The 20,513-nt window shown below is 64.8% G+C and carries 15 protein-coding genes and 1 pseudogene; 6 read left to right on the top strand and 10 right to left on the bottom strand.

Features of this window, described 5'->3' with window-relative positions; genetic code table 11:
* The first annotated feature begins 65 nt into the window (after window positions 1-65).
* The 6 genes from EOA13_RS03005 to EOA13_RS02980 all read left to right on the top strand — a co-directional run bounded on the left by EOA13_RS03005 (window position 66) and on the right by EOA13_RS02980 (window position 5,771).
* A complete protein-coding gene (locus EOA13_RS03005; protein WP_127289586.1) occupies window positions 66-725 on the top strand; it encodes a phosphoribosylanthranilate isomerase in 660 nt (219 codons plus the stop codon).
* A gap of 92 nt (window positions 726-817) precedes the next feature.
* Window positions 818-2,068 carry a tryptophan synthase subunit beta gene (trpB, locus tag EOA13_RS03000; RefSeq protein WP_127289584.1) on the top strand — a complete coding sequence of 417 codons (1,251 nt, stop codon included), beginning with the start codon at window positions 818-820 and terminating at the stop codon, window positions 2,066-2,068.
* Window positions 2,069-2,070: 2 nt separating this feature from the next.
* Complete coding sequence (gene trpA / locus EOA13_RS02995) at window positions 2,071-2,910, top strand: tryptophan synthase subunit alpha (RefSeq protein ID WP_127289582.1); 840 nt, start codon at window positions 2,071-2,073, stop codon at window positions 2,908-2,910.
* A gap of 45 nt (window positions 2,911-2,955) precedes the next feature.
* On the top strand, window positions 2,956-3,882 hold the full coding sequence (gene accD / locus EOA13_RS02990; protein ID WP_127289580.1) for an acetyl-CoA carboxylase, carboxyltransferase subunit beta: 927 nt from the start codon (window positions 2,956-2,958) through the stop codon (window positions 3,880-3,882).
* A 119-nt stretch (window positions 3,883-4,001) separates the two neighbouring features.
* On the top strand, window positions 4,002-5,327 hold the full coding sequence (locus tag EOA13_RS02985; RefSeq protein WP_127289578.1) for a folylpolyglutamate synthase/dihydrofolate synthase family protein: 1,326 nt from the start codon (window positions 4,002-4,004) through the stop codon (window positions 5,325-5,327).
* 24 nt (window positions 5,328-5,351) lie between these two features.
* Window positions 5,352-5,771, top strand: coding sequence for a VOC family protein (locus EOA13_RS02980; protein ID WP_127289576.1), 420 nt, complete (start codon window positions 5,352-5,354; stop codon window positions 5,769-5,771).
* A 137-nt stretch (window positions 5,772-5,908) separates the two neighbouring features.
* Here EOA13_RS02980 and EOA13_RS02975 read toward each other — a convergent pair.
* The 10 genes and pseudogenes from EOA13_RS02975 to ahcY form a co-directional block, all read right to left on the bottom strand.
* A pseudogene (locus tag EOA13_RS02975) lies at window positions 5,909-6,321 on the bottom strand (type II toxin-antitoxin system VapC family toxin).
* Window positions 6,318-6,566: a plasmid stabilization protein gene (locus EOA13_RS02970; protein WP_127289574.1), complete on the bottom strand. Its 249-nt coding sequence runs from the start codon at window positions 6,564-6,566 to the stop codon at window positions 6,318-6,320. The pseudogene EOA13_RS02975 and the gene EOA13_RS02970 overlap by 4 nt, the downstream one beginning before the upstream one ends.
* Before the next feature lie 71 nt (window positions 6,567-6,637).
* Window positions 6,638-6,919, bottom strand: coding sequence for a cupin domain-containing protein (locus tag EOA13_RS02965; protein ID WP_127289572.1), 282 nt, complete (start codon window positions 6,917-6,919; stop codon window positions 6,638-6,640).
* 131 nt (window positions 6,920-7,050) lie between these two features.
* The gene (trxA, locus tag EOA13_RS02960; protein ID WP_127289570.1) at window positions 7,051-7,374 is read right to left on the bottom strand and encodes a thioredoxin; all 324 of its coding nucleotides are present in this window, start codon (window positions 7,372-7,374) and stop codon (window positions 7,051-7,053) included.
* A 75-nt stretch (window positions 7,375-7,449) separates the two neighbouring features.
* A complete protein-coding gene (gene addA, locus EOA13_RS02955) occupies window positions 7,450-10,968 on the bottom strand; it encodes a double-strand break repair helicase AddA (protein WP_127289568.1) in 3,519 nt (1,172 codons plus the stop codon).
* Entirely contained in the window at window positions 10,965-14,099 is a 3,135-nt protein-coding gene (gene addB / locus EOA13_RS02950) for a double-strand break repair protein AddB (RefSeq protein ID WP_127289566.1), read from the bottom strand. Before addB ends, addA begins: the two co-directional genes overlap by 4 nt.
* On the bottom strand, window positions 14,096-14,824 hold the full coding sequence (locus EOA13_RS02945) for a nucleotidyltransferase family protein (RefSeq protein WP_127289564.1): 729 nt from the start codon (window positions 14,822-14,824) through the stop codon (window positions 14,096-14,098). The genes addB and EOA13_RS02945 overlap by 4 nt, the downstream gene beginning before the upstream one ends.
* Window positions 14,821-16,332, bottom strand: coding sequence for a tRNA (adenosine(37)-N6)-threonylcarbamoyltransferase complex ATPase subunit type 1 TsaE (tsaE, locus tag EOA13_RS02940; RefSeq protein WP_127289562.1), 1,512 nt, complete (start codon window positions 16,330-16,332; stop codon window positions 14,821-14,823). The genes EOA13_RS02945 and tsaE overlap by 4 nt, the downstream gene beginning before the upstream one ends.
* Window positions 16,333-16,340: 8 nt before the next feature.
* Window positions 16,341-18,896, bottom strand: coding sequence for a PAS domain-containing sensor histidine kinase (locus EOA13_RS02935; protein WP_127289560.1), 2,556 nt, complete (start codon window positions 18,894-18,896; stop codon window positions 16,341-16,343).
* A 199-nt stretch (window positions 18,897-19,095) separates the two neighbouring features.
* Window positions 19,096-20,496, bottom strand: a complete 1,401-nt coding sequence (gene ahcY, locus EOA13_RS02930) for an adenosylhomocysteinase (RefSeq protein WP_023810629.1) — start codon at window positions 20,494-20,496, stop codon at window positions 19,096-19,098.
* Between the last annotated feature and the right edge of the window lie 17 nt (window positions 20,497-20,513).

The following is a 20,513-nucleotide window of genomic DNA, read 5'->3' as shown; positions in this document are numbered from 1 at the left end:
GGCCGTGCCGGCAAACAGCATGCTTTTTCTCGACTTTTATCGCTTTTCATGCCAATTCCCGCGCCATGGCACTCGACATCAAGATCTGCGGCTTGAAGACCGACGTGGCAATGGCCGCGGCGCTGGCCGGCGGCGCCAGCCATGTCGGGTTTATCTTCTTCGCCAAAAGCCCACGCTATGTCGAACCTGCCGAGGCTGGCCGTCTGCGCGAGACTGCGCGCGGCAAGGCGATGGCGGTTGCCGTCACCGTAGATACCAGCGACGCCTTCCTTGATGAAATCGTTGCCAAAATGCAGCCTGACATGCTGCAGCTGCATGGTGCGGAAACGCCCGAGCGCGTCGCCGAGGTCAAAGCCCGCTATGGCCTGCCGGTGATGAAGGCGCTGCCGCTCAGCGAGGCCGCCGATCTCGAACGGTTAAAGCCGTTCATCGGCATAGCCGATCGGTTCCTGTTCGACGCCAAGCCGCCGAAAGGCTCCGAACTGCCGGGCGGCAATGGCGTGGCCTTCGACTGGCACATCCTAGCCGGCCTTGACGGCAGCGTCGATTACATGCTTTCCGGTGGGCTCAACGCCGCCAATATCGGCGATGCCCTTCGGCTTGCCGACCCGCCCGGAATAGACATTTCCTCAGGCGTGGAAAGCGCGCCGGGCATCAAGGATCCGGCGCTGATCGAACAGTTTTTCCGGGCCGTCAGGGCCGCGCGGAACACCCGCGCAGCCTAGTATTGCCTTAAACCAGAGCATGTCCCGGAAAAGTGGGAACCGGTTTTCCGACAGGGACATGCTTCATAAGTCAAGATGCCAGGAGATCGGCGATGAACAAGCCGGCGACACCCAATTCCTTCCGCACTGGGCCCGATGAACAGGGCATGTTCGGCATTTTCGGCGGTCGTTTCGTTGCCGAAACGCTGATGCCGCTGATCCTCGATCTGGAGCGGCACTGGAACGAGGTCAAGAACGATGCGGATTTCAGGGCCGAGCTGACTGACCTGTCGACCCACTATGCCGGACGGCCGTCGAAGCTTTATTTCGCCGAGGGGCTGACCAGGCATCTTCGTGAGGTTTCCTCGGCGAAGGGCCTCGGGGGCGGCGCAAAGGTCTATTTCAAGCGCGAAGATCTGAACCACACCGGTTCGCACAAGATCAACAATTGCCTCGGCCAGATCCTGCTGGCCAAGCGCATGGGCAAGAAGCGCATCATCGCCGAGACCGGTGCCGGCCAGCATGGCGTGGCCTCGGCCACGGTCGCGGCCCGCTTCGGCTTTCCCTGCGTCGTCTATATGGGCGCCACCGACGTCGCCCGGCAAAGCCCCAATGTCTTCCGCATGAAGCTGCTGGGCGCCGAAGTGCGGCCGGTGACCGCTGGTCACGGCACGCTGAAGGACGCCATGAACGAGGCGTTGCGCGACTGGGTGACCAATGTCGAGGACACCTATTACCTGATCGGCACCGCCGCCGGCCCGCACCCCTATCCGGAGTTGGTGCGCGACTTCCAGTCGGTGATCGGCATCGAGGCGCGGGCACAGATCCTCGAGCAGGAAGGCCGGTTGCCGGACACCATCATCGCCGCTGTCGGCGGTGGCTCGAACGCCATCGGCCTGTTCCATCCCTTCCTCGACGACAAAGAGGTTCGCATCATCGGCATCGAGGCCGGCGGACGCGGCCTCGACGGCATCGAGCATTGCGCCTCGATGAATGCCGGCGCGCCGGGCGTGCTGCATGGCAACCGCACATACCTCTTGCAGAACGCCGACGGCCAGATCATGGACGGCCATTCGATCTCGGCCGGCCTCGACTACCCCGGCGTCGGGCCGGAGCATTCCTGGCTGCGCGATTCAGGCCGCGTCGAATACGTGCCGATCCTCGATGACGAGGCGCTGGAGGCCTTCAAGCTGACGACGCGCGTCGAAGGCATCATCCCGGCGCTGGAATCGGCGCATGCCATCGCGCATGCGGTGAAGATCGTGCCTGCCATGGACAAGGACCAGATCGTCATCGTCAACCTGTCCGGCCGGGGCGACAAGGACGTGCATACCGTAGCCTCGATGCTGGGCATGGAGATCTGATCATGGCCACCCGCATCGACCGCCGCATGGCAAAACTGAAAGCCGAAGGCCGCCCGGCGCTCGTCACCTATTTCATGGGCGGCGACCCCGACTACGACACCTCGCTGTCGATCATGAAGGCACTGCCCGGCGCAGGCTCCGACATCATCGAGCTCGGCATGCCGTTCTCCGATCCGATGGCCGACGGCCCGGCGATCCAGGCAGCGGGCCTGCGGGCGCTGAAGGGCGGCCAGACGCTGGTCAAGACGCTGAAGATGGCGTCTGACTTCCGCGCCGGTGACAATGAGACGCCGATCGTGCTGATGGGCTATTACAATCCGATCTACATCTATGGCGTCGACCGCTTCCTCAAGGACGCGATCGCCAGCGGCATCGACGGGCTGATCGTCGTCGACCTGCCGCCGGAGATGGACGAGGAACTGTGCATTCCGGCGCTCAAGGCCGGCATCAACTTCATCCGGCTGGCGACGCCGACCACCGACGACAAGCGCCTGCCCAAGGTGCTGCAGAACACGTCGGGCTTCGTCTACTACGTGTCGATGACCGGCATCACCGGCTCGGCACTGGCCGACACCGGCAAGGTGGCGGCGGCGGTCAAGCGCATCAAGGGCCACACCGACCTGCCGGTCTGCGTCGGCTTCGGCGTCAAGACCGCCGAGCAGGCCCGGGTGATCGGCGCCAATGCCGATGGCGTCGTCGTCGGCACCGCGATCGTCAATGCGGTGGCCAATGTGCTGGGACCGAAGGGCGAGAAGACCGCCGACCCGGCCGAAGCCGTCGCCACGCTGGTCAGCGGCCTTGCGCAAGGCGTGCGCTCGGCCCGCCTTGCTGCTGCCGAATAGTTCTCCTATCTCTTCCCAATCCTCGTCAGGACAGGAGCCGAAGCGATGAACTGGATCACCAATTACGTTCGCCCGAAGATCAATTCGATGCTCGGCCGGCGCACCGACATGCCCGAGAATCTCTGGATCAAGGATCCGGAGACCGGCGAGATGGTGTTCCACAAGGACCTGGAATCCAACCAGTTCGTCATTCCTTCGTCCGGCCATCACATGAAGATCTCGGCCAAGGAGCGGCTGAGATTCTTCTTCGATGGCGGCAAATACGAGACCCTGGACAACCCCAAGGTGATGCAGGATCCGCTGAAATTCCGCGACGAGAAGCGCTATGTCGACCGGTTGAAGGACGCCAAGGCCAAGACTGGCCTTGAGGACGCGATCATCAATGCGCTGGGCACCGTCGAGGGTCTGCCGGTTGTGGTCACGGTGCAGGACTTCGCCTTCATGGGCGGCTCGCTCGGCATGGCTGCCGGCGACGCCATCGTGCATGGCTTCGAAGTGGCCCTGCAGCGCAAGCGGCCGCTGATCCTGTTCGCCGCTTCCGGCGGCGCGCGCATGCAGGAAGGTATCTTGTCCCTGATGCAATTGCCGCGGACAACGGTCGGTGTCGACCGGCTGAAGGAAGCCGGCCTGCCCTACATCGTCGTTTTGACCAATCCGACCACGGGCGGTGTGACCGCCTCCTACGCCATGCTGGGCGACGTGCACATCGCCGAGCCCGGCGCGCTGATCGGCTTTGCCGGACCGCGCGTCATCGAACAGACGATCCGCGAGAAATTGCCCGACGGCTTCCAGCGCTCCGAATATCTGATGGAGCACGGCATGGTCGACATGGTGGTGTCGCGGCTGGAGCTGCGCGAAACCATATCGCGGCTGCTCAAGATGCTGCTCAAGCTGCGGGAGGAGCAAAAGCCGCTGGAGCCGGAAGTCCTCCCGCCGGCGGCGGTCGCCGCGGAAGCTCGGCCGCAAGCCTGAAGCGACACGAAGCGCCGCGACCGCGATTGCACGAGGGCTTCGGCGCGCTGTAGCTTTTTGATTGCCATGGCCATCCGAAACCGATTCTGGTTTTCAGGCTCATGTGCTGGGATTCTGCCATGACGACGCTTGCCGCCGACCGCGAAATCGAAGCCCTGATGGCGCTCCACCCGAAAGGGTTCGACCTTTCGCTCGACCGCATTTCGCGGCTGCTGGAGCGGCTTGACAATCCGCAGGATCGGCTGCCCCCGGTCATCCACATCGCCGGCACCAACGGCAAAGGCTCGTGCGCCGCCTTTTCGCGCGCCCTGCTCGAGGCAGCGGACTACCGCGTCCATGTCCACACCTCGCCGCATCTGGTCAACTGGCATGAGCGTTACCGGCTGGCCGCCGATGGCGGCGGCAGGCTGGTCGAAGACAGGGTTTTCGCCGATGCCATTGCCCGTGCGGCCAGAGCCAATGAAGGCGAGAAGATCACCGTCTTCGAGATCCTCACCGCAGTCACCTTCCTCTTGTTTTCCGAACACCAGGCCGACGCCGCCATCATCGAGGTCGGGCTCGGCGGCCGCTTCGACGCGACCAATGTCGTCAAGGAGCCGGCCGTGTCGGTGATCATGCCGGTGTCGCTCGACCACGAGGCCTATCTCGGCGACCGTGTCGAACTGATCGCGGCCGAAAAGGCCGGCATCATCAAGCCCGGCTGTCCGGTGGTCATCGGCGCGCAGGAGAGCGAGACGGCGCTGCAGGTGCTGATCGAAACCGCCGAGCGGCTTGAATGCCCCACCTTCGTCTACGGCCAGGATTTCCTTGCCTTCGAGGAAAACGGCCGCATGGTCTACCAGGACGAAGACGGGTTGATGGACCTGCCGCCGCCCAGGCTGCCCGGACGCCACCAGTTCGCCAATGCGGCGGCGGCGATCGCTGCGGTCAAGGCGGCCGGTTTCGAGATCAGCCATCGTGCCGCCGAAAAGGCGATGATCAATGTCGCCTGGCCCGGCCGCATGCAGAAGCTGATGCAGGGCCGGCTGGCCGAACTGGCACCCAAGGGCGCCGACATCTGGCTCGACGGTGGCCACAATCCGGGCGCCGGCGTGGTGGTTGCCGAAGCGTTGGCCGAGCAGGAAGAGAAGAACTCGCGTCCGCTGTTCCTCATTTCGGGCATGATCAACACCAAGGACCAGAGCGGCTATTTCCGTGCCTTCAAGGGCCTCGCCCGGCATGTCTACACGGTGCCGGTGAGCCTCAGCGAGGCCGGCGTGCCTAACGACGAACTGGCGATCCGCGCAACGGAAGCCGGGCTGACCGCCGAGCCGGTGAGTTCCGTCGCCAGCGCACTGATGCTGCTGCGCGACACCTGGGACGGCCCGGCGCCACGCATCCTGATCAGCGGTTCGTTGTATCTGACAGGCGCGGTGCTGGCCGAGAACGGCACTCCGCCGACCTGAGGTCGGAGTTGCGAGGAACCCGTCATGATCAAGGTCAAGCAGCTCGCTCACGTCTGCATCTTCGCGCATGACCTGGAGGCAACGCGAAGCTTCTATCGCGACGTGCTGGGCCTGGATGCGCAGTTCAATTTCCTGCGCGACGGCAAGATTTTCGGGTTCTATCTCAATTGCGGCGGGCGCAGCCACATCGAGGTGTTCCAGAAGGACGGCACGGCCTACACCGAGCAGAACCAGATCAACCATTTCTGCCTCGAGGTGGAAAACATCGATGCTGCGATCGATCACATCAAATCGAAGGGCATCGACGTCACGGCCAAGAAGCACGCCTGCGACGACACTTTCCAGGCGTGGATCCGCGATCCCAACGGCCTGAAGATCGAGCTGTTCGAATACACCGGCAAAAGCGCACAGTTCGCCGGCGGCGACCGCATCGCCGATTGGTAGAGCATTCCTCCTTTCCGTGAAACGGTGAAACGCCCTAAAGCGTGTCGCGTCTGAACGGATTCAGGTGACCCGCTTTAGGCCATTGTTTTTATGCATGTCGTCTTCCCAAAACCGAGATCACTTTTGGGCGACATGCATTAGAAATCCCAAGGTGAGATCAGCTCGAGGTTGGCCGGGCCGAAGTCATTCAGGTTACGCGTTGCCAGCCGACCGCCATTCACGCGCGCTATCGCTGCAATCATGCCATCGGGTGCCGACATGCCCCGGCCCTGGCGCGTCGCCGTTCCCATAATCTCGCCATAAGCCAGAGCCGCCTCCTCCGTCAGCCCAAAAATGCGACCGGCAAAGCGATGGCGCCATTGGGAGAGACCTTGCTCCAGGCGATCGGCACGCTCGTCAGGTCGTATCTTTTGGATACCGAAAGCGATTTCGGCAATCGCCACCGTGGGAGCGCCAGTTCGGTATCGTTGCGGACCAGCCAAGCCATGACAGCCGCGTCAGGCGCCTTTCTAAGGCTCTCTGAAATCACATTGGTGTCGACGAAAATCAAAGCTCCGGCCCTGTATGGACCTTGCGGCTTTCCCGGATGATTTTTTCCAGATCGATGTCGACGCCAACGCTTGCCGTCAGGCGAGAGTAGAAGGCGGATGCCGGTTCTCGCCCGGCCTCGCGAATCTCATAGGATTCAAGCGCGCGTTCGACGATATCAGCTATTGAGCGGTTTTCGCGACGAGCGAGTCGATGCGCAAGATCACGTGCTTTTGCGCTGCGGACGGAAAGCTGGGGTTCGGCCATTTCAAACTCCCTTTTGAAAAAGATATAGCCTTCCTGCCCCTGCCATCAAGATGGCAGATGATGGCACGCCATCACTTCAGCTCGATCTCGATGAAGGCGTATTCACCCTCATTGGCGCTGATCACGTCGTGCTCGACGCCTTCCTTGCGGAAATAGGGCGCGCCCTTCTTCATCTCGGCGAAGCTCTCGCCATCCTTGGTCACCAGCTTCACCTTGCCGTCCATCAGCGGCACCACGACATAGTCATGGCCATGGCGATGCCAGCCAGTATTGTCGCCAGGCTGGAAGCGGTATTCGGTGACGATGACGCGCTCATTGTCGATGAAGACGGTGGCCTTGGCGGATCCAGTCATATCGCTTCTCCCTGCTCGGCCGCCAACAGAAGACACGGAGTGGCCGTACGTCAGGGCCAGAGCGGCCCAGCGATGACGCCAACAAAAAGCCCGGCACGAGGCCGGGCTGATGGTCATGAATTTCAGATGGATCAGGCGAGATTGCCGTTGATCCAGTGCGACAGCGCGGTCTTGGGCGCCGCACCCACCTTCATGTCGGCCATTTCGCCGCCCTTGAAGATCATCAGCGTCGGGATCGAGCGCACGCCGAACTGGGCTGCAAGCTCCGGATTCTCGTCGATGTTGAGCTTGGCGATCCTGACCTTGGCGCCGAGTTCGGTGGCGATTTCTTCGAGCGACGGCCCGATCTGCTTGCAGGGGCCGCACCATTCCGCCCAGAAATCAACCACGACCGGTACGCTGGCGTCCAGCACATCGGCCTGGAAATTGCTCTTGTCGACCTTGACGGTTGCCATATGGAAAATCCTTTCGAAAGTTTTCGTCGCACCAAATGTGGTGGTGATCGCGCCCTTCTTCAAGCAGGTGTTGTGTCACGCTCCCGTGAGTCGAGCAAGGGCGTCGTCCATGGCCTTGGCCGGCAGTTCGATCAGCCGCGGCGCCTCGGTGAACAGCAAGGCCGCCTTGACCGCGCGGCCGGGATAAAGCGGTTGCAGCAAGGCGCGATAGAGCGCGAGCTGCAGCAGATAGGCCGGCGGCACCTCGGCCAGAGTGGCGGGCGCCGGCCGGTTGGTCTTGTAGTCGACGATCGACACCGTATCCGGCGTCACCGCCAAGCGGTCGATCTTGCCGGAAATCGAGCGCTTTTTGCCCTTGACCTCCAGGCTGCCCATGATCGCGACCTCGGCGCGCGACGACGGTGCAAACAGCTGACCGAAGCCGGGATCCGCAAGGATTGATGTGACCGACGCCAGGGCCTTTTCACGCTCTGACGAAGGCCAGTCCGCACCCGTTCGTGCGAGATAGCGTTCCGCCGCGCCCTGGCGTTCGGGCTCGGCAATGCCGGGCAACATCTGCAGCAGTTTGTGCAGGGCAAGCCCACGCAGCACGGCAAAGCCAGGCTCGGCATCGGCGTCGAGCACCGGCGACGCCTTGTCGACCACCGCTTCCTTGCCTTCGTCGATCAGCGCCGAGGCGCCGGATGGCGACAGCGGGCGCGGCAGGTCCTCGAAGGGCGGCAAGGGCCGGAACAAAGTCGCCGGCAAAGGCCCGAAAGCATCCGTCCGCCGCGCCTGCTCGCTGGAAGCCTGTGCGACCGGCGGCAGCTTGGTGACATGGAAACGATGCACCGGCTCGCCGCCGGCGGGATGCGCACGCTGTTCGCTTTCCGGCGCGCCGATCAGCGCGCGGCTGACGATCGAGTGCCAGGTGCCGGCGTTCGGCGCCCGCTTGCCGTGATAGCCGCAGACGATCAGCCGGTCCTCGGCACGGGTCATGCCGACATAGAGCAGCCGGCGGTATTCGTCGTCGGCGAGTTCTCGTGCCCGCGCTGCCGCTGCTTTCGAAAAGCCGTTGGCGACGTCGCTGGCCGAGCGCCAGAGATAGCCCTTGCCGTCCCAATTCGCGCCGGAGCCGTCGAAGGGCATCAGGCGCGGCAAATGCTGGTCGCTGAACGGGGCGGAACCGCCATCGACCAGGAACACGACCGGCGCTTCTAGCCCCTTGGCAGCGTGCACGGTCATGACCCGGACCTCGTCGCGGGTCTGGTCCATCTCCCGCTTGATCTCGGGACCGGCGTTTTCCAGCGTCGACAGGAAGGCTTCCAGCCCCGGCAGGCCGGTTCGCTCCTCGGCAAGGCAGAAGCTCAGGAACTCGTCGAGAATGTCGCCGGCTTCGGGCCCAAGCCGCGCGATCATCTTGCGGCGCACGCCATCGCGCGCCAGCAGGCAAGCGTAAAACTCGAACACCGGTTTGAAGGCGGCCTCGTTCGTCCAGATGTCGACCTGAGCGACGATCTTCGCCAGTCTCTCGCTCTCGCCGGCGTGCTGGCGCAGCGATGCGATCAACGACAGGCCAGCCGGCCTCTGCGCGGCGAGCGTGAAAAGCGTCTCTTCCGGCAGATCGAAGATCGGGCTGCGCAGCACGGCGGCGAGCGACAGGTCGTCCTGCGGCTGGATGAGGAGGTGACCGAGCGCAATCAGGTCCTTGACCGCGATGTGCCCGGGCAGGCTCAGCCGGTCGGCGCCGGCGACCGGAATGTCGCGGCGTTTGAGTGCGCGGGTCAGCGCATGGACGAAGCGATCGCGCTTGCGCACCAGCACCAGCACATCGCCCGGCCGCAGCCGCTTGCCGCGACCTTCGATGATCTCGCCACTGCCGATCCAGCCGGCTATGGTGGCGGCGACGTTCTCGGCCACGCGCACCGCCGGCGCGTGCGCATGGTCGATGGCTTGCGTCCAGTCGTCGGGCTCATCGACGACATCGGCGCCGACTGACGGCCACACCTCGACATAGCCCGGTGCGTCGGTGCGGATCGCCTGGTGGCGCAGCGGATCGGGATCATGGCTGATGCCGCGCCGCACGCTCGCGTCGGCAAAGACGCGGTCGACCGCGGTCAGAACATCGTCGGTCGAGCGGAACGACCAGGTCAGCTTGAGGTCGGCAAAGGACGCCTCGGCGTCACGCACTCGTCCGGCGAACAACAGCCGGCCGTCGGCGAAGGAGTCCGGGGCAGCACCCTGGAACGAATAGATCGACTGCTTCTCGTCGCCGACGGCGAAGACCGTGCGATGGACCCTGTCGCGCGCGCCAAAGCCGGCAAAGAATTCTTCCGCCAGCCGTTTCACCACTTCCCATTGGTCCGGACTGGTGTCCTGCGCTTCATCGAGCAGGATATGGTCGATGCCCTGGTCGAGCTTGTACTGCACCCAGGGGCCGGCGTCTGGTCGCGCCAGCAGGTTGACGGTGCGGGTGATCAGGTCGTTGAAATCGAGAAAGCCGCGGCTGCGCTTCAGCATTTCGTAGCGGGCGATCAGCCAGTCGGCGATGGTCAGCGCCGCTCTTGTACCCTCCAGCATCCGGAACAGGGCCAGCCGGTCGGTGGTTTCGACGATGGCGTTGGCGGCCGAGAGATAGCGCTCCGCCAGATCCGGCAGCCGGTCGACCAGGGCCTTCTTGAAGGCCTTTGCCGGGTCGTAGGCGTCGCCATCGGTCTTGAGGAAGGCTCGCGCGAGCAGTTGCAGGCGCCGAATGGGATCGCCCTCGGCGAAAGCCTGCCGCGCATAGGGCAGGATGTTGTTCAGCACCGATCTGGCGTCGGTGGCCTCGGCTGCGTGGGCGAAGCCGGCAAAATAGTCGGGCAGGAAGCCCTGCAACGGCCATACCGAAGCGGCTATGCCCTCGGCCGTCTGGCCTGGATGGAAATGGAATTCGTCGAACAGGGCCTGGAAGCGCGTGCCGTCACGCCCGACGGCGTCGATGAAATTGCGCAAGCCGTCGCGCTTGCGCACGATCTCACCCAGCAAGGCGTCTAGCCCGGCTTCGCCGCCCCGATCAAGAATGGCGGCAAAAGCCTCGGCCAGATCCTTGTCACCGGCGGATGTGCCCGAAATCATCTCGCGGCGAGCCGCGGCAAACAGCGAGGCCTCCATCTGGCCGTCGAGCATCTCGAAATGGGCCGGGATATTGGCTTCCAGCGGGAACTGGTGCAGCACCGATTCGCAGAAGGCATGGATGGTCTGGATCTTCAGCCCACCGGGTGTTTCCAGCGCCTCGGCGAACAGGCGCCGCGCCCGGCGCATGGTCTCGAGATCGGGCCGGCGGCCCTCCAGCGCCTCGACCTTTGCCGCAAGGTCCGCGTCACCAAGCGTCGTCCACTCCGACAGCGTCGAGAACACCCGGTTCGACATGTTGGCGGCGGCGGCACGCGTATAGGTCAGGCACAGGATCTTCGACGGATCGGTGCCGCGCAGCAGCAGCCGGATGACGCGCTGGGCCAGCACATGGGTCTTGCCGGATCCGGCATTCGCCGACACCCAGGCGGAATTGCCGGGATCGGCGGCGCGGGCCTGGCTGGTCGCGGTGTCGCTGGGGATCGGATAGGCCTTTTTCATGCCTCCCCTCCCTCGTCACCCGCGTCGCCGCCGGCGGACCATTCGAGCACGCGGGCGAGATGGTCGTAGTCGCCATCGGTCTCGCCTTCGCGAAACGGCAGCGCGCGCGACAGATAACCGGTCGCCGGGTCCGCATAGTGGATCAACAGCTTTTCCAGCCGCGCCCAGGCCTCCTCGGCAAGATCGGCGGCGGTTCGCGGCTGGCGATTGTGTTCGAGGATGGACTCTTCGAACACCTCGCCATTCGGCTTCAGCCTGATGAAGGCCAGTTGCGAGGGCTCGCGCGCGCCCAAATCCTTGAAGGCGCCGCGCCTGAGCAGCGCGCCCTCCAGCGCCAATTGCGGCGCCAGCAGCGTGTGCGCCTGCGCCTTGGACGGCGAGGACCCCGTCTTGTAATCCAGTATGTCGGCCATGCCGCCGGCCAAAAGGTCAACGCGGTCGGCGTAGCCGGACAGAGTCACGCCGGATTGGCCGACGACGGTCTTTCCGGCGCGCTCCTCGGCATGGCGCCTTGTCACTGCATCGGCGCGCGTGCGCTCCCACTCGATGATGTTTGCGGCGAGTTTCTCGAAACGGGGCCACCACACGGCCTCGACATCGGCCGGAAGGTCGGCTTCGGCGAAACAGGCGCGGCCGGCGGCGATGAGGCCGGCAAGCGCATCGGGCGCGCGCGGATCGGCGACGCGCGCCGAGAAGAGGTGCAGGATGGCATGAAACAGCGTGCCGCGCTCGGCCGCACCAGGATCGCGAATGACCGGATCGAGCGGCATTAGGCCGAGGATGCGTCTGGCATAGACGGCGTAGGGGTCGCGGCGCAGGGTCTCGATCTCGGTGACCGAGAAATGCGTCGGGCGCACCGACAGGGGCGGCTTCGGCTGCGGCCGTGGCGCGAAATCCTGCCTTGGGCCGGTATCCAGCGCGCGCGCCCAGGCGAGCAGTTCGTCGCCACGCCGGCGCAGCTCCACTGCCTGATCTTTGCCGATGAAGGTCAGCAGCCGCTGAAGCCAGCGCGACGGCACGGCGGGTGCGTCGCCGGCACGCGCCGAGCGGGACAGCACAACCTTCCTGGCGCCCATGGCCATCTGGAAATCATGCGCGGCAAGGCCGATGCGCCGCTCGGGCGGTTCGAGGTCGATGCCGGTCTTCATCAGCCGCGACATGAAGCGGTCGCTCTCGGGCTTGCGCGGCCATACGCCCTCGTTGAGCCCGCCGATGACCAGCGTGTCGACGGTCTGCAAGCGCGCTTCCAGCGCGCCCCAGATGGCGATGTTCCGGTCGGTGCCGTGTGCCGGCTTGACCGTTTCAGGCGCGATCAGCGCCGCCATGATATCGGGCCACTCGGTCGCCGCGAAGGATAGCGAAGCCGAAGCCGCGACCAGCCCGCGCAGCAGTTCGGCAAGCTTCTCGCCGGCGTCACCGGCATAGAGTTCGCCAAGGCCACCATCGGCGGTGCGGCCGAGATTTTCGAGGGTGGCGACACTGGCCCTGACAAGCGCGGCAAGGTCGGCATCGTCCCGGCCGCGGAAGGCTGCGAGCGGCGCCAGCGCCTGCTTGAGACGTTCAAGCAAATTCCGGGCGGTTTCGATGGAGCGCACGGTCAGCCGGGAAAACCAGAAGGGCTGCCGGCTGCCGCCGCCCAGGCCGGTGAGGCGGGCCTCAAACAGTTCCGGCAGCGAAACGATGTCGGGGCGGCCGGTGCCGCCGCGCAGCGCCACCAGTTCAATCAGCTCCCCCGCGTGGCGCACATCGGCCCGTTCGAGGCCGAGGCCAAGCAGCGGATGCTTGAGCAGCGACAGCAGGCCGACCGGATCGCCTGGCCTGAACAGCGCCTCGAGCGCCAGCCTGAGCAGGCTGGCCGCCGGGGTGTTGGCCAGCGGCGTGCCACCGGCATCGTCGGCAACGACACCGAAGCGCTGGAGCTCGATCGAGACGCGCCGCGCCAGCGCGCGGTCGCCGGTGACGAGAGCCGCCCTTTGGCCGGGCTGTTCAACCGCGCGCTTGAGCGCGACGGCGATGGCGACGGCTTCATCACGTTCGCTTGCAGCTTCGAGCAAGGTCACCCCGGCGAAGGCGCCGGCCATATCGGAGGCCGGGAAGCCCGCACGTGTCTCGGCCCAGAGTTCGGTGGTCTCGGCCGGCCGCAGCGCTTCGCCGACAAGGGCAGCGCGAAGCGCAAGCTGCGGTTCGGCCGCGCCGATCTCCTCGACATCGCCGCGCAGCACGCCGATCTTGGCAATCAACCTGGCCAGGCCATATTGCGGGTGGCCGAGCACGGCTGGACGCGCGCCAGGCGCGGCGATTGCCTGGAACGACGCTTCGTCCAGCGTACGGTCGAGACCGGGCAGCACGATGGCGCCGCCGGGCAAGCGCGCGATCGCGGCAAGCAGTTCGGCCGTGGCGGGGATCGAGCCTGTGGAGCCCGCGGCGATGACGGGGCCGGCGGGCGGATTGCGCAGCAGCCGCGCCGCCTCGGCGCGGATCAGCGCACTGCGATGCGCGGCCGGATTGGAGCGGTCGCTTTCCGCGAGGAATTTCGGCCAGGCTTCGGTGACGATGCCGAGGAATTCGAGGGTCACCTGCCACCATCCGGCAAGGTTGCCGGTCACCAGATCGGTGAGCTTGGCCCAGTCCGCTCCTTCCGTCTCGATCTCGTCCATCAGCCGGGCGAGATCGCGCGCCAGCCAAATTGCGTCGGCGGTGGAAGCCGGGATGACGATCTCCTCGGCAAAGAGGGCGGCGACATGCGCCGGCAGCCGGCGTTTCCAGGCACGAACCAGCGGCGTCAGCAGCAACAGGCGTTCGATCGCGGCGATCGGCGGCGCGAGATCGATGGCCGCCGATGCCTCGGTCTCGAATGCGGCCTCATCCTCGTCGAACTCGCCCAGTGGCCGGATGACCGGCAGGATAGCCGAGCCGCCGCCGCCGCGTGCCGCCAGGCTGTCGACGAAGACACCCCGCAGAGCGCGCGCAGCACGGCGTGTCGGCACATAGATGGTGACATCGGCCAAAGCGAGCGGGTCGCCGTCAAATCGAAACCCCGGGACAAGACGGCCGGCCAGCAGCGCCTCGGCAAGCGTCGGCAGAAACGGCGCTCCGGGCGGGATCGAGAAAACGCGGCTGGAGCCGCTCATTGCGACTCGATGAGCGCGCCGGCGACCGCCGCTTCCGCGAGCGGTACGGCATCGGGCGTGCCGACGGTGATCCAGTGGCCCTGCATGGGCATGCCGAACAGGCGCCCCGCGGCAATGGTCGAATCGAAATAGGCGTTAAGCGAGTGCGGCCCGGCCGGTGCTTGCCTGAACAGGCGCGGATGGACGATCGCCGCGCCGGCATAGATCAGCCCCGCCGGGTCGCCTTTCGAACGCCGCAAGCCGCCATCCGGCGCCACCAGGAAATCGGTGCTGCCGCAGTGTCCGGTCGCCTGTTGGAGATCCGCCAGCATCAGCAGAATATCCATTTTCGCCGCGTCCCATGCAAGGGCGAGGCGCTGGAGATTGAGAGGACCGTCATCGATCCAGAAGGTGTCGGCGTTGAGGATGTAAAAGGGCTGATCGCCCAGTTCCGGCAACGCCTTGACGATGCCGCCGGCGGAATCGAGCAGTTGTTCGCTCTCATCGGAAATGACGATTTTTGGCGCGCGGCGCGCGGCGACATGGGCGACGATCTGTTCGGGAAAGTAGTGAACGTTGACGACCGCCTTGCCGACGCCGGCGGCGGCCAGGCTGTCCAAGCTCCAGTCGAGCAACGTCTTGCCGGCAATCCTGACCAGCGGCTTGGGAATGGTGTCGGTGATCGGCCGCATGCGTTTGCCAAGGCCGGCGGCAAGTACGATGGCGGTGTCCGGTCCTGCTGTCACAGCGCTCGCTCCTCCAGCAAACCGTGGGCGTCGTAGAACTCGCGCAGGCTTGCCAGCGCCGGATGAGACAAGGCCCGGCGCAGATAATCGCGGATGCGCGGCAGGTGCTTCAGGTAATACGGCTTGCCGTCGCGTTTTTCGAGGCGAACGAAGATGCCGAGGATCTTGGAATTTCGCTGCGCCGCCATGATGGCGTAGGATTCCAGGAAGCTTGCCTCGTCGAAAGCGCCGGCTGCGTGGCGCGCAGCGACGTAGGCATCCAGCGTCTTTCTCTCGATGTCGGGCGACATCGTAACACGCGCGTCCATGGCGAGCGAGGCGACGTCATAGGCACAGGGGCCGATCAGCGCATCCTGGAAATCGACGATGCCCAATCGATCATGCCCTGAACGGTCGCCGCGCCAGATGATGTTGGGCGAATGGAAGTCGCGCAGCATCAGCGTGACCTCGCGGCCGTGCAGCCGGTCGAGCAGCGTGTTCCATTGCTTGTGGTAACCGGCGCGCAAGCTGTCGCTTGCCGGAGCGCCAGTGATTGCCGGCACGTACCAGTCGACCAGCAGATCGGCTTCGATCATCATGGCGTCGCGGTCGAAAGGCGGCACCTCGTGGAAGCCGTCGTGTCCTGTTTCCAGGCGCCTGGGCCAAGTCCTGCCATGCATCATGGCCAGCAGCTCGGCCGCCGCCGCGCAGCGCTCGGCCAGCGGCTGGCCATCACTGCCGAGAAACCCTTCCGAACCAAGATGTTCGAGCAAAAGGAAGCCTTGCTCCTGGTCCTCGGCATGGATTTGCGGAACGCTGACGCCGCCTGCCTTCAAGACGCGGTCGATGGCAACGAAGGCCGAGACCGACTGAGCGGTATGCGCGATCTCGGCATAGGGCTTGCCGCCGCGCACAGGGGGACCGAGAATCAGCCGTGGCGAGTTCATCAAGACCCGCGGCTTTTGGTCCGGCAACGAAACGATCTCGTAAGAGCGGGCCGAAGCATCGCCGATGAAATGGCGGCGTTGCGCTTCCCCCCAGCCGGCGTTCACGAGAAAGTCGCGCATGGCCAGCGACCGTGCCGCCCGATCGAAGGCAGTTCCCTGCCCCGACAATCGCGCCAGCCGGCCGTCGCCATGCTGGACGAGCTCGATCAGGATCGTGGTTTTCGGCAGATGGGCTTCCGCCCGTTCCGGCCATTCGACCAAAGCAGCACCTTGCGCCAGGGCTTCGTCGAACCCAAGCTCATCTATCTCGTCCGCCGAGGACAGGCGATAGAGATCGAAATGATGGACCGGAATGCGGGTGTCGTAGCTCTGCACCAATGTGAAGGTCGGACTCGGAACGTCGAGGCCGGCATCATCGGCCAGGGTCCTGATCAAGGCCCGCGCCAGCGTCGACTTGCCGGCGCCCAGATCGCCCTTGAGGGCGAGCACGTCGCCCGGGCGCAGCGACAGCGCCAGATCTTCGCCCAGCCGCGCTGTGTGGGTCTCGTCGGCGAGTAATCGCTCCAGCACCAGTCCGGTCATCGAACGCGCTACTCGGCCGCGGCGCGGATGCCCGGCATGTCTGGAAAGGTGCAGATGACGGTCGTGCCCTTGTCCTTGCCGGTTTCGATGCGAACGCTGCCGCCATGCAGCTCGACGAAGCTCTTGACGATCGACAGGCCGAGGCCGGCGCCGCGCCGGCGGCCGCCATTGGCGCGCGGCTCGAAACGGCGGAACACCGAATCGAGCACATCCGGCGGCATGCCGGGGCCGTCGTCATGAACCGAGAATTCCACCCCATCCGCCAGATGGCGGCAAGTGAGCCGGATGATGCTGGCTTCCGGGGCGTAATTGGCGGCGTTGCTGAGCAGATTGTAGAGGATCTGGCGGACGCGGACCTCATCGCCGTGAAACGTCTTCGGCGCCGCGACGGCGTCGACCTGGAGACTGATCGAATGCTCTTCCAGCCGGTCGGCCACCAGTTCGGCCGCAGCGGCGATGGTGCGATCGACCTGCACCTCGGAAATGTCGAGCTGCATGATGCCGGCGTCCACCGTCGCCAGGTCGAGGATATCGTTGACGATGGTGAGCAGGACCGAGGAGGACGAGCTGACATGCTCGACATATTCGCGCTGCTTCTGCGTCAGCGGACCGGTCGTGGGCTGCGACAGGAGTTCGGTAAAGCCGATGATGTTGGTCAGCGGCGAGCGCAGTTCATAGGAGACGTGCTGGACGAATTCGTTCTTGAGCTGGTCGGATTTTTGCAGCGCCTCGTTCTTGTCCTTCAGCGCCCGCTCGACATGGACGCTGTCGGTAACGTCGACGAAGGTCATCATCACCTGCCCGTTGGGCAGCGGGATCATGGCGTAACTCAGCACATTGCCGTTGTTGAGCTCGGTCTGTCCGTGGCGGTCGCGGCGCTCGTCGTCAAAGCCGGTGATGGCGGCAACGAAGCTGGGCCAGGGGCTGTCCGCGGCCTGCCGGTCGCAGAGGTCACGTATCGCCGACACATGGACGCTGGGCTTGGCCGCTTCACCGCTCAATCCCCAGAGAGTGGCAAAGGCAGGATTCGACAGCCGGAGCCTGCCGTCGGGTCCGAACACCGCCACGCCTTCGGCAAGATTGTCGAGCGTCTCGCCCTGAACCCGCACCGCTGTCTGGTAGCGGCTTTCGAGGTCCATCTTCTCGGTCAGGTTCTCGTACACCCAGGTCACGCCGCCCTTGGGCTGCGGATTGGCGACGACGCGAATGGTCTTGCCATCCGGCAGATGCCACCAATGTTCCTGGGATTCGACGGCGCGATAGGCGCCGAGCAGGCCTTCCTTCCAGCGGCGCCATTCAGGCTGTTCGGCGATCTTGCCTTCGCTGCGCAGTCGGTCGAGCAGCAAGGCATTGTCGGGTGCGCTGTGCAGGAAGCCGGCGTCCAGCCCCCAAAGCTTCTGGAAGGCCTGATTGAAGAACCGCAGCTTCTCGTCGGTGTCGAAAATGGCGACCGCCGTGTTGAGCTGGTCGAGCGTGTCGGCGTGGCTTCGCACGGTCCGTTCGTATTCGCCGCGAACGGCCTCAATGGCACTGGTGTCGCAGGCAAGGCCGGCCGAGCCATCGCTGCCGGCGAAATCGGTGACCGCGAACACACGGCGGTCACCTTCGATCACGGTGGACAGCGACTGCTCGAAAACCGGATGCGTCTTGTGCTGGGCGGCAATAGCATCGCGCGCCTGACCGCCGAGGAACTCCTTTTTCTCCCGAACCGCGGCTTCGGCATTTTCGGCTTCGACGGCATCGGCATAGGCGCGGTTGACCCACTTCAGCCCGCCATCCTCGCCGCGGAGCCATGCCGGCATGTTCAACGCGTCGAGCAGGCCGATCATCGTGTCGTGGTCGGCGGCCAGCCGCTGGTTCTCGATCTTCAGCCTGGCCTGGCTGCGCTGCGTCTCCGAGAGCGAGACAAAACGCACGAGCACATGCGCGGCACTCTTGCGGCCATGCACTTCGAGCGGCGCGCCGGCCTGCGATTCGATGACGAGGTCGAAGGGTCTGGCCTTTTCGCGCAATCCCGCGACGGCATGTTCGAGTGCCGCCGCCGAACGCGGCATCAGCCAGCGGCCGAAAGCAAGAAAAGCGGCCCTATCCTCGGGAGCGCCGCTTTCGACGGGCAATGTGCCGATGAGCTCGGGCTTCTTGTTTTCCGCGGCCCAGACAACGACGCGCTGGTCGCGCAGATTGAGCAGCGCCTCCGAACGGCGGAGCGCCGCGTTGATGTCGGCCAGGCGGCTCCTGAGTTCGACATTCTCCGCCGAGGTGCGGGCTCTTTCGCGGATGAGAACGATGGCCGATATCAGTGCGGCACCCGTCACGCCGACGAACACGGCAAGCTGCATGACCTCGATGGCGCTCAGCGACAGTCCGGCGACGCTGGCAGCAGCGGTTTCGGCATGCGCGACGGCGCCAGCCAAGGGGACCGTGAGCGCGGCGGTGGCAAGAAATGTCGACGCGCGGGCGCGCCAAGACAGGCTCCCGCCTTCCTGGGCGGAGCCAGCAATCCCCGAATCGTCATGGCCGCCGGAAACGGCCCGTCCCGCTCTGTGCGGGTGTTGCCCCGGCATGTCTTGGTCCTCTCCGCCGCCTGAATGCAAGACCGCCCTGATGCGTGCCTCTCTTGACCCTCTTGGGCTGGAAGCATCGCCGAATCACCTGACAATAACCCCTCGCCGAATCGCCGTGAAGGCTGATGGCGCGCAAAAATATGGCCGGGCGAAAAGTCAATCGCCCGGCCTCAATATCTGGTAGTAATTTTAGCTTTGGTTAATAGCGGTAGTGTTCCGGCTTGAACGGACCCTGCGGCGTGACGCCGATATAGGCGGCTTGTTCACCGGACAGTTCGGTCAGACGGGCGCCGAGCTTGTCGAGATGCAGGCGCGCGACCTTTTCGTCGAGATGCTTGGGCAGGACATAGACCTGGTTCTCGTACTGGCCGGGCTTGGTGTAGAGTTCGATCTGGGCCAGCACCTGGTTGGTGAAGGATGCCGACATGACGAAGCTCGGGTGGCCGGTGGCGTTGCCGAGATTGAGCAGCCGCCCTTCCGACAAAAGGATCATCCGCTTGCCGTCCGCGAAGGTGATCATGTCGACCTGCGGCTTGACGTTTGTCCATTTCAAATTGCGCAGCGCGGCGACCTGGATCTCATTGTCGAAGTGGCCGATGTTGCCGACGATGACCATGTCCTTCATCGAGCGCATATGGTCGAGGGTGACGACATCCTTGTTGCCGGTGGTGGTGATGACGATGTCGGCGGTGGGGGCCGCATCTTCCAGCGTGACGACTTCAAAACCGTCCATCGCCGCCTGCAGGGCGCAGATCGGATCGACCTCGGTGACCTTGACGCGGGCGCCGGCGCCCTTGAGCGAGGCCGACGAGCCCTTGCCGACGTCGCCATAACCGCACACGACAGCGACCTTGCCGGCCATCATCGTGTCGGTGCCGCGGCGGATGCCGTCGACCAGCGATTCCTTGCAGCCATATTTGTTGTCGAACTTCGACTTGGTGACCGAGTCGTTGACGTTGATGGCGGGGAAGGGCAGCAGGCCCTTCTTCTGCAGTTGGTAGAGCCGGTTGACGCCGGTAGTCGTCTCTTCGGTGACGCCGCGGATCGCCGCCTTCTGCTTGGTGAAGAAGCCGGGCGAAGCCTTCAGGCGCTTCTTGACCTGGGCGTAGAAGTATTCCTCTTCCTCGCTCTGCGGGTTGGACAGCACATCCTCGCCGGCCTCGGCGCGGGCGCCGATCAGGATGTACATGGTGGCGTCGCCGCCATCATCGAGGATCATGTTGGAGAGGCCGCCATCGGCCCACTGGAAGATCTTGTCGGTGTAGTCCCAATACTCCTCGAGCGACTCGCCCTTGACGGCGAACACCGGGATGCCGGCTTCGGCGATGGCCGCGGCCGCATGGTCCTGGGTCGAGAAGATGTTGCAGGAGGCCCAGCGGATATCGGCGCCCAACTCCTTCAGCGTCTCGATCAGCACCGCCGTCTGGATCGTCATGTGCAGCGAACCGGTGATGCGCGCGCCCTTGAGCGGCTGCTTGGGACCGAATTCCTCACGGCAGGCCATCAGGCCCGGCATTTCGGTTTCGGCGATCTCGAGTTCCTTGCGGCCCCAGCCGGCAAGCGAGATGTCGGCGACCACATAGTCCTTGCTACCCGTCATGGCAGTACTCCGATGCG

This window comes from Mesorhizobium sp. M7A.F.Ca.US.011.01.1.1 (assembly GCF_003998295.1).
Classification (GTDB): Bacteria; Pseudomonadota; Alphaproteobacteria; order Rhizobiales; family Rhizobiaceae; genus Mesorhizobium.
Note: the sequence above shows the minus strand (reverse complement) of the source record. Positions and strands in the feature narration are given on the sequence as shown.